Source organism: Actinocorallia libanotica (assembly GCF_039525175.1).
Classification (GTDB): domain Bacteria; phylum Actinomycetota; class Actinomycetes; order Streptosporangiales; family Streptosporangiaceae; genus Actinocorallia; species Actinocorallia libanotica.
In genome coordinates this window covers 778-10,439 of the sequence record NZ_BAAAHH010000080.1, presented here as the reverse complement: position 1 = coordinate 10,439, position 9,662 = coordinate 778, and the positions used below count along the sequence as shown (strand labels likewise).

The window sequence follows — 9,662 nt, the reverse complement described above, 5'->3', positions numbered from 1 at the left end:
AGGAGCCGCGCCGAGGTGGCCGAGGAGCTGCGCGCCACGGCGCGGCGCCGGCCCGGGGGCGGCGCCGTTCGCGCTCGCGCTGTGCTTCCCCGCGCTCATGTGCGGCAACCTGATCGCGGGCTCGCTCCAGGCCGACCGGGTGCGGGGCGCGGACGGCGCCGCCGCCCGCCTGGCGGCGCTGGGCGCGGCCCAGCAGGTCTGGCTGGCCGCCGCCGGAGCGGCGGCGCTGGCGCTGTCCGTACTCGCCGCGGTGGTGACGCGGCGCCGGGACATGATCCGGGGGGATAGGCTTTCGCAGGTATCCCACTAGCCGAAATCCACTGGAGAACACCGCCGTGTCCGAGCGCACTCTGATCCTGGTCAAGCCCGATGGCGTACGCAAGGGCGTCGTCGGCGAGGTCGTCTCGCGCATCGAGCGCAAGGGCCTGAAGCTGGTCGCGCTGGAGCTGCGCACGCTGCCCCGCGAGGTGGCCGAGGAGCACTACGCCGAGCACAGCGAGCGCCCCTTCTTCGGTGAGCTCGTCGAGTTCATCACCGGCGGCCCGCTCGTCGCCCTGGTCGCCGAGGGCCCGCACGCCATCAAGGCCTTCCGCTCGCTGGCCGGCGCCACCAACCCGGTCGAGGCCGGCCCCGGCACCATCCGCGGCGACTTCGCCCTGGAGATCGGCGAGAACATCGTCCACGGCTCGGACTCGCCGGAGTCCGCCGCCCGGGAGATCAAGATCTTCTTCCCCGGTCTCGCCTGATGCGCGGCCCGGTCGCACCGATCGGGCCGAACGGGTTCTCCAGCCGCACCGTGCGCCGTATGATCGGCGCGCGGTGCGGCTGTCTTTCCGGGACCGGCGGTCGTTTTGCTGGAAACTGAACGTTGGCCGGACGTTTTTTCGCGTGAGCGCACCCTTTGGCGGCTGCCCCCGGAGGGCATATCGCGTTACGATGAATCTTGCCGCTTCGATCGTCATCTCTGGTGACACCGCCAGCAGGAAGGGCCCCCTTTTCTCCATGGGTAACAAGTTGTCGTTCCTCGGTCGTGACATGGCGGTTGATCTGGGCACCGCCAATACCCTCGTCTATGTCAGGGGCAGAGGGATCGTGCTGAACGAGCCCTCGGTGGTCGCCATCAACACCCACACCAACAAGATCGTCGCGGTGGGCATCGACGCCAAGCGCATGATCGGCCGCACGCCCGGCAACATCGTGGCGGTACGGCCCCTCAAGGACGGTGTGATCGCCGACTTCGAGGTCACCGAGCGGATGCTGCGGTACTTCATCCAGAAGGTGCACAAGCGCCGCCACTTCGCCAAGCCGCGCATCGTCGTCGCGGTGCCCTCGGGCATCACCGGTGTGGAGCAGCGCGCGGTGAAGGAGGCCGGCTACCAGGCGGGCGCCCGGCGCGTCTTCATCATCGAGGAGCCGATGGCCGCGGCGATCGGCTCGGGCCTGCCGGTGCACGAGCCGACCGGCAACATGGTCGTCGACATCGGCGGCGGCACCACCGAGGTGGCCATCATCTCCCTGGGCGGCATCGTCACCAGCCAGTCGGTGCGCGTCGGCGGCGACGAGCTCGACCAGGCGATCATCACCTTCGCCAAGAAGGAGTACTCGCTCATGCTGGGCGAGCGCACCTCCGAGGAGATCAAGATCGCGATCGGCAGCGCCCACCCGTCCGGTGACGGCGAGGAGCCCAACGCCGAGATCCGCGGCCGCGACCTGGTCTCCGGCCTGCCCAAGACCGTCGTCATCTCCGCCGAGGAGGTGCGCCGCGCCATCGAGGAGCAGGTCGCCACCATCGTCGACGCGGTGAAGACCACCCTGGACAAGTGCCCGCCGGAGCTGTCCGGCGACATCATGGACCGCGGCATCGCGCTCACCGGCGGCGGTGCCCTGCTCAAGGGACTGGACGAGCGGGTGCGCGAGGAGACGGGCATGCCCATCCACCTCGTCGACAACCCGCTCGACTCGGTCGTCCTCGGCACCGGCAAGTGCGTCGAGGACTTCGAGTCGCTGCGTCAGGTCCTGGTGCCCGAGCCGCGTCACTGATGCGAGACACCCGACGCACCCGTCTGGTCCTGGGCGTCCTGCTCGTCACCTCCCTCCTCCTGATCGCCGTGGACCATCAGGGCGGGGAGAACTCCCCCCTGCGCGGGCTGCGCGGTGTGGGCGCCACGGTGTTCGGTCCGCTGGAGCGCCTCGCCTCCGCCGTGGTGCGCCCGGTCGGCAACACCTTCGACGCGCTGCGCGACGCGCCGGGCCAGCGCCGGCGCGCCGAGGACCTGCTGCGCGAGAACCAGCGCCTGCGCGAGCAGCTGCGCTCGAACACCATCGACAAGGACCGCGCCGCCCAGCTGGAGCGGCTGCTGGGCGGCGCCGGGCTGGGCGGCTACAAGATCGTGGCGGCGAACGTCATCTCGGCCGGGCAGGGTTATGAGGACACCGTCACCATCGACGTCGGCACCCTCAGCGGGGTCAAGCCCGAGATGACGGTGATGACCGGCGAGGGACTGGTCGGCCGGGTCACCCGGGCCGGGCCCGCCACCGCGACGGTCCTGCTGGCCACCGACGCCTCCTCCACCGTGGGCGGGCGGCTGGAGGACTCCAAGGAGATCGGCGTCATCAAGGGCGAGGGAAGGCGCGGCCTCGGCGTCGGCGCCACCCCGCTGCGGCTGCAGCTCTTCTCCGCCGACGCGCCGCTGGCCGTCGGGCAGCGGGTGGTGACGCTCGGCTCCAAGGGCGACCGCCCGTACGTGCCGGGCGTGCCGATCGGCACGGTGGCCAGGATCGAGAGGACGCCCGGGACCCTCACCCGCACCGCGCTGATCCACCCCTATGTCATGTTCACCCGGCTGGACGTCGTCGGCGTGGTGGTCGCCCCGCCCAAGCGCGACCCGCACGACGCCGTCCTGCCCACCCAGCCTGCCGCGAGCCCGTCGGGGAGCTAGCCGTGCTGAACTCGGTCGAGGAGGGCAGGGGCGGAACGCTCCGCTCCGTCCTCATCATCGTCGTGGCGATCCTGCTCCAGGTCGCGGTGGCCAACCGGCTGCCGCTGCCCGGATCGGTGACGCCCGACCTCGTCATGCTCACGGTGGTGGCGCTGGCGCTGTTCCGGGGCGAGACGGTCGGGATGGTCACCGGTTTCTGCGCCGGCCTGGCCACCGACCTGGTGCCCCCCGCCGACCACACCATCGGCATGTACGCGCTGGTCTACTGCGTCGTCGGCTACATCTCGGGGCTGGCCAGCCCCGAGATGGACCGCTCGCCGAGCCTGCCGTTCGTGGCGGTCGCCCTCGGCGCGCTGGTGGGCAACCTCGCCTACGCGCTGGTGGGGGTGATGCTCGGCGACCCGCGCGCCGACTGGTCCATCGTCTCGCGGACGGTGCCGCTCGCCGTCCTGTACAACGTGCTGGCCAGCCCGTTCGTGGTCTGGGCGGTGCTGCGCCTGTCCCAGCGCAGCGAGCGGCTGGAGCCGCGCGGCGGCCTCAGCGTCCCCGGCTTCTCGGCGCGGTTGGGCAGGCAGCAGCGGTGAACTCCCGTACCCACTCCCGGCTCCTGGTCCTCCACGTCATGGTGGGGGCGCTGCTGCTGGTGCTGGTCGGCCGCATGTGGGTGCTCCAGGTCGCCCAGGGCGAGGAGTACCAGGCGATCGCCGCCAACAACCGCACCCGCGACATCGTCGTCCCCGCCATCCGCGGCTCGATCCTCGACGACGCGGGCCGCCCGCTGGTGCGCAACCGCACCGCGCTGGTCATCTCGGTCGACAAGACGGCCCTGGGCCGCCAGCCGGACCAGGGCAAGACGGTGCTCGCCCGGCTGGCCGGGGTGCTGGGCACCACCCCCGAGCAGCTGGAGCTCAAGACGCGGCTGTGCTCGCCGACGGTGCCGCGGCCCTGCTGGCCCGGCTCGCCCTACCAGCCGATCCCGGTGGACGACCGGGCCAGCGCCAAGGAGGGCCTGCAGATCCTGGAGCGGCCCGAGGACTTCGACGGCGTCATCGCCCAGGTCCAGGCCGTGCGGGAGTACCCCGAGCCCGAGGGCGCCAGCGCCGCGCAGACCCTCGGCTACCTCCAGCCGGTCACCCAGGAGGAGCTCGACAAGCGCGAGGGGCTGAAGGTCACCGGCTACAGCGGCGTCGACCTCATCGGCAGGGACGGCCTGGAGGCCTCCTACGACGCCGACCTGCGCGGCGAGCCGGGCGTGCGGCGGGTGAACGTCGACGCCCGCGGCCGGGTCACCGGCGTCGCCTCAGAAGAGGAGGCGGTGCCCGGCTCGCACCTGGTGACCAACCTGGACGCCAAGGTGCAGGCGGCGGTCGAGGACGCGCTCGCCGAGCAGGTCGCGGCGGTCAAGAAGATCGGCGGGGACCCGGCGGCGGCGGGCGTGGTGCTGGAGGTCGAGACCGGCAAGGTCGTCGCGCTGGCCAGCTACCCCACCTACGACCCGAAGGTGTGGACCGGCGGCATCTCCCAGGCGGAGTACGACGCGCTGCTGGGCCCCAAGCGGGGCGAGCCGCTGATCTCCCGGGCGATCGCCGGCCAGTTCCCGCCCGGCTCGACCTTCAAGATCTCCTCGCTGGCCGCCGCGGTGGCGGACGGCTACTCGCTGAACGGGATCTACCCGTGCCCCGGCTCCTACAACGTCGGCAGCCGGGCGTTCACCAACTTCCGGAGCACGCCCTACCCCCCGATGAGCCTGCACCGGGCGATCGTCGTCTCCTGCGACACGATCTTCTACAGGTTCGCCTACGAGGAGTGGATCCGCGACGGGTCGACCAAGCCGGTGCCCGACCCCAAGGACCCGATGATCAAGATGGCCCGGGTGTTCGGCTTCGGCACCCGGACCGGGATCGACCTGCCCGGCGAGGCGCCCGGCCGCATCCCCGACCGCGACTGGAAGAAGAGCTACTGGGAGAGCACCAAGGAGATCGACTGCAAGCGGGCCAAGACCGGGTACCCCGAGATCAAGGACACCGGCCACGCGGCCTACCTGACGGCCATCGCCAAGGAGAACTGCCTGGAGGGCCACATGTGGCGCGCGGGCGACGCGGCGAACTTCTCCGTCGGCCAGGGCAACGTGCTGGTCACGCCGCTGCAGCTGGCCCGCGCGTACGCGGCGGTCGCCAACGGCGGCACCCTGGTGGTCCCGCAGGTGGCCAAGGCCGTCGTCCGCCCGGACGGCACGGTGGTGCGCGAGATCAAGCCGGAGCGCGGCACGCGGCTGCAGGTCGACAAGAAGACCCTCGACTACATGCGCAAGGCGCTGGCGGCCGTCACGACCGAGGGCACCGCGGCCGGCGTCTTCGGCGGCTTCCCGATGGACAAGGTGCACGTCGCGGGCAAGACGGGTACGGCCGAGGCGTACGGCTACAAGGACACCGCGTGGTTCGCCTCCTTCGCCCCGGCGAAGAACCCCAGGTACGCGGTGGTCGCCATGGTCACCGACGCCGGCACGGGCGGCACCTACGCGGCGCCGGCCGTCCGCAAGATCTACGAGGCGATCTACGGGTTCGGCGACGAGCCCGCCGCGCTGGAGAACGGGGAGATCCCCGCCAAGCTGCCGAAGGTGGGCTGATGACGACGCTGCAGGAGCGCCGGTCCTGGCCGGGCAGGGCCGTGCGCCGCGACTCGGTGCTGCGGCGGCTGGACTGGGGGCTGGTGGTCCCCGTCGTCGTGCTGGCGGTGATCAGCGCTTTGCTGGTCTACTCCGCCACCCGCGCCGGGCATCGCGCCGACCCGGAGGCCTTCCTCAAGAAGCACCTGCTCAACCTGGGCATCGGCGCGGTCCTGTACGTGGTGGTCGCCTCCTTCGACTACCGGCTGCTGCGCGCCTACGCGCCGATCCTCTACGGCCTCTCGCTCGTCGGCCTCATCGCCGTCCTCACCCCGCTGGGCGAGACGATCAACGGCTCCCACTCGTGGATCGTGATCGGCGGCGGCTTCCAGGTGCAGCCCTCGGAGTTCGCCAAGGTCGGGCTGGTCGTGCTGCTGGCGATGATCCTGGGCGAGCCCCGGGACGGCGAGGTGGGCCCCGGGCGCAAGGACATCCTGATCGCGCTGCTGCTGGCCGGCATCCCGGCGGCGCTGATCATGCTCCAGCCAGACCTGGGCACCACGATGGTGCTGTGCGCCATCCTCATGGGCATGCTGGCGATCTCCGGGGTGGCCAAGCGCTGGACGCTGGGCCTGGTGCTGGCCGGGGCGGGCACCGCCGTCGCGGCGGTGGCGCTAGGGCTGCTGGAGGACTACCAGATCGCCCGGTTCACCGCCTTCGTCGACCCGACCGCCGACCCCAGGGGCGCGGGGTACAACGCCAACCAGGCCAAGATCGCGGTCGGCTCCGGCGGCCTGCTGGGCAAGGGGTTGTTCCAGGGCGAGCAGACCACCGGCCAGTTCGTGCCCGAGCAGCAGACCGACTTCATCTTCACCGTGGCCGGCGAGGAGCTGGGCTTCCTCGGCTCGCTGCTGATCATCGTGCTGATCGGCGTGATCCTCTACCGGGGCCTGCGGATCGCGGTCCACGCCGGCGACCGGTTCGGTACCCTGGTGGCGGCCGGAGTGGTCTGCTGGCTGGGGTTCCAGACCTTCGAGAACATCGGCATGTGCATCGGGATCATGCCCATCACCGGTCTGCCGCTGCCACTGGTCTCCTACGGCGGCTCCGCCACGTTCGCCACGATGATCGCCTTCGGACTGCTGCAGGGCGTGCACGCCCGGGGCAGGAGTCTGTGAGCGGCGGTACGCTGGAGTGTTCCGGGAGCGAGATCCCGCCGCGGACCCCCGGAATCCCGTCAGTCTTCTGGAAGGTACGACATGCCTGTTGAGTCGGTGTTCCCCCGGCTGGAGCCGCTGCTGCCCTCGGTGCAGAAGCCGATCCAGTACGTCGGCGGAGAACTCAACTCCCAGGTCAAGGACTGGGACTCCGCCGAGGTGCGCTGGGCGCTGATGTACCCCGACGCCTACGAGGTGGGCCTGCCCAACCAGGGCGTGCAGATCCTGTACGAGGTGCTCAACGAGCGCGAGGGCGTGCTGGCCGAGCGCACCTACTCGGTCTGGCCCGACCTGGAGCAGATCATGCGGGAGCACCAGATCCCGCAGTTCACCGTGGACGGCCACCGCCCCGTCGGCGCGTTCGACATCCTGGGCGTCTCCTTCTCCACCGAGCTGGGCTACACCAACCTCCTCACCGCGCTGGACCTGGCCGGCATGCCGCTGCACGCCGCCGACCGGCGCGAGGAGGACCCGATCGTGCTGGCGGGCGGCCACGCGGCCTTCAACCCCGAGCCGATCGCCGACTTCGTCGACGCCGCCGTACTGGGCGACGGCGAGGAGATCGTCCTGAAGATCACCGAGGTGATCCGGGAGTGGAAGCGCGAGGGCCGCCCCGAGGGCCGCGACGGCCTGCTGCACCGCCTGGCGGTGTCCGGCGGGGTGTACGTGCCCAAGTTCTACGACGTCTCCTACCTGCCGGACGGGCGCATCCAGCGGGTCGCGCCCAACCGCCAGGGCGTGCCGTGGCAGATCGTCAAGCACACGGTGATGGACCTCGACGCCTGGCCCTACCCCAAGACCCCGCTGGTGCCGCTGGCCGAGACGGTGCACGAGCGCTTCTCGGTGGAGATCTTCCGCGGCTGCACGCGCGGCTGCCGGTTCTGCCAGGCCGGCATGATCACCCGTCCGGTGCGCGAGCGCTCGATCACCACCGTCGGCGACATGGTGCAGCAGGGCCTCAAGGCCTCGGGCTTCAACGAGGTCGGCCTGCTGTCGCTGTCGTCGGCCGACCACAGCGAGATCGGCGACATGGCCAAGGGCCTGGGCGACCGCTACGAGGGCACCCAGACCTCGCTGTCGCTGCCCTCCACCCGCGTGGACGCCTTCAACATCACCCTGGCGAACGAGTTCTCCCGCAACGGGCGCCGCTCCGGGCTGACGTTCGCCCCCGAGGGCGGCTCCGAGCGCATGCGCAAGGTGATCAACAAGATGGTGTCGGAGGAGGACCTCATCCGCACCGTCACCACCGCCTACGAGAACGGCTGGCGCCAGGTCAAGCTCTACTTCATGTGCGGGCTGCCCACCGAGGAGGACGAGGACGTCATGGAGATCGCCGGGATGGCCCGGCGGGTCATCCAGGCGGGCCGCGACGCCACCGGCAGCCGCGACATCCGCTGCACCGTCTCCATCGGCGGGTTCGTGCCCAAGCCGCACACCCCGTTCCAGTGGGCCGCCCAGGCCGACCACGAGACCGTCGACCGGCGGCTGAAGGCGCTGCGCGACGAGCTGCGCCAGGACAAGCGCTACGGGCGGGCCATCGGCCTGCGCTACCACGACGGCAAGCCCTCGATCATCGAGGGGCTGCTCTCGCGCGGCGACCGGCGCGTGGGCGCGGTGATCGAGAAGGTCTGGGCGGACGGCGGCCGGTTCGACGGCTGGTCGGAGCACTTCTCCTACGACCGCTGGATCGCCAAGGCCGAGGAGGCCTTCGCCGGCCAGCCGGTGGACCTGGACTGGTACACCGTCCGCGAGCGCGAGGAGGTCGAGGTCCTGCCCTGGGACCACCTGGACGCGGGCCTGGACCGCGAGTGGCTGTGGCAGGACTGGCGCGACGCCGTCGAGGGCGGCGCCGAGGTCGAGGACTGCCGCTGGACGCCCTGCTACGACTGCGGGGTCTGCCCGGCCATGGACACGGAGATCCAGATCGGCCCCACGGGGAAGAAACTTCTGCCGCTGACCGTGGTCAACGGTTGAGTTCGCGCAGTCGTGTGAACACTGTCTGACAAGGGCTGCGGGCCGGGGGGAGCGACGCGCTGGCTCCGGCTGGTGCGCGCGCACCGTACCCTAGGGGCAGATACTTGCTCGGACGGCGGTCTTTCGGACCGCCGTGAGAGACCTTGAGTAGGAAGGACAGAGCACTGGCCCCCATGCCGGACGGTCCAGCACCGGCCCCGGTGATCCAGAAGCTGCGGGTCCGCTATGCCAAGCGCGGCCGCCTCAGGTTCACCAGCCACCGTGACATCTCCCGGGCCGTGGAACGCGCAGTGAGGCGCGCCGGGATCCCTGTCGCGTTCAGTGCCGGATTCACCCCGCACCCGAAGATCTCTTACGCGGGCGCGGCGGCCACCGGGACGGCCAGCGAAGCGGAATACCTCGAGATCGGGCTCACCGAGACCCGCGACCCTGAGCGGGTGCGAGCCGACCTCGACGCGGCGCTCCCCGGCGGCATCGACGTCATCGACGTCGTGCCGGCCCGGGCGGGCACGGCCCTGGCCGACCGCCTCGAGGCGTCCGAGTGGCTCCTGCGGCTGGACGGTGTCCCCTCGGACACCGCCGCTTCGGCCGTGGCCGCCTTCCTCGGCTCCGAGGTGATCGAGGTGGAACGCCTCACCAAGAAGGGACGGCGCAGGTTCGACACGAGGAGCGCGGTGGTCGCGCTGACGGTCGAGTCCTCGAACGCCGATCCCGGTGCGATTCTGCGTATGGTCGTACGGCACGCCACACCCGCCGTGCGACCGGACGACGTCCTGACCGGGCTCCGTCAGGTGGCCGACCTCGCGCCTCCGTCACCCCCGCTGGTGACGCGGCTGGCGCAGGGGCCGCTGGACGGGTCCGGGCTGATCACGGACCCGCTGGAAGCCGACCGCGACCCGGTGGTCGCGGCCGGAGCGGGGCCGGACG

The 9,662-nt window shown here is 71.2% G+C and carries 9 protein-coding genes; all 9 read left to right on the top strand.

The features are described 5' to 3' along the window. Positions 1–310: hypothetical protein (locus ABD140_RS39255; RefSeq protein WP_344248033.1), on the top strand; the 310-nt coding region annotated here is incomplete at its 5' end. A 25-nt stretch (positions 311–335) separates the two neighbouring features. Further along, positions 336–746 (top strand): nucleoside-diphosphate kinase, encoded by a 411-nt coding sequence (gene ndk, locus ABD140_RS39250; protein WP_106399988.1) that lies wholly within the window; start codon positions 336–338, stop codon positions 744–746. Between the two features lie 256 nt (positions 747–1,002). Continuing rightward, the gene (locus ABD140_RS39245; protein ID WP_425544212.1) at positions 1,003–2,040 is read left to right on the top strand and encodes a rod shape-determining protein; all 1,038 of its coding nucleotides are present in this window, start codon (positions 1,003–1,005) and stop codon (positions 2,038–2,040) included. Continuing rightward, the gene (mreC, locus tag ABD140_RS39240) at positions 2,040–2,939 is read left to right on the top strand and encodes a rod shape-determining protein MreC (RefSeq protein WP_344248028.1); all 900 of its coding nucleotides are present in this window, start codon (positions 2,040–2,042) and stop codon (positions 2,937–2,939) included. The genes ABD140_RS39245 and mreC overlap by 1 nt, the downstream gene beginning before the upstream one ends. 2 nt (positions 2,940–2,941) lie before the next feature. Beyond that, entirely contained in the window at positions 2,942–3,523 is a 582-nt protein-coding gene (gene mreD, locus ABD140_RS39235; protein WP_344248026.1) for a rod shape-determining protein MreD, read from the top strand. Beyond that, entirely contained in the window at positions 3,520–5,565 is a 2,046-nt protein-coding gene (mrdA, locus tag ABD140_RS39230; protein ID WP_344248024.1) for a penicillin-binding protein 2, read from the top strand. The genes mreD and mrdA overlap by 4 nt, the downstream gene beginning before the upstream one ends. Further along, positions 5,565–6,722 (top strand): rod shape-determining protein RodA, encoded by a 1,158-nt coding sequence (gene rodA, locus ABD140_RS39225; RefSeq protein ID WP_344248022.1) that lies wholly within the window; start codon positions 5,565–5,567, stop codon positions 6,720–6,722. The genes mrdA and rodA overlap by 1 nt, the downstream gene beginning before the upstream one ends. A gap of 81 nt (positions 6,723–6,803) precedes the next feature. Continuing rightward, positions 6,804–8,735 carry a TIGR03960 family B12-binding radical SAM protein gene (locus ABD140_RS39220; RefSeq protein ID WP_344248020.1) on the top strand — a complete coding sequence of 644 codons (1,932 nt, stop codon included), beginning with the start codon at positions 6,804–6,806 and terminating at the stop codon, positions 8,733–8,735. A gap of 173 nt (positions 8,736–8,908) precedes the next feature. Further along, positions 8,909–9,662: TIGR03936 family radical SAM-associated protein (locus ABD140_RS39215; protein ID WP_344248035.1), on the top strand; the 754-nt coding region annotated here is incomplete at its 3' end.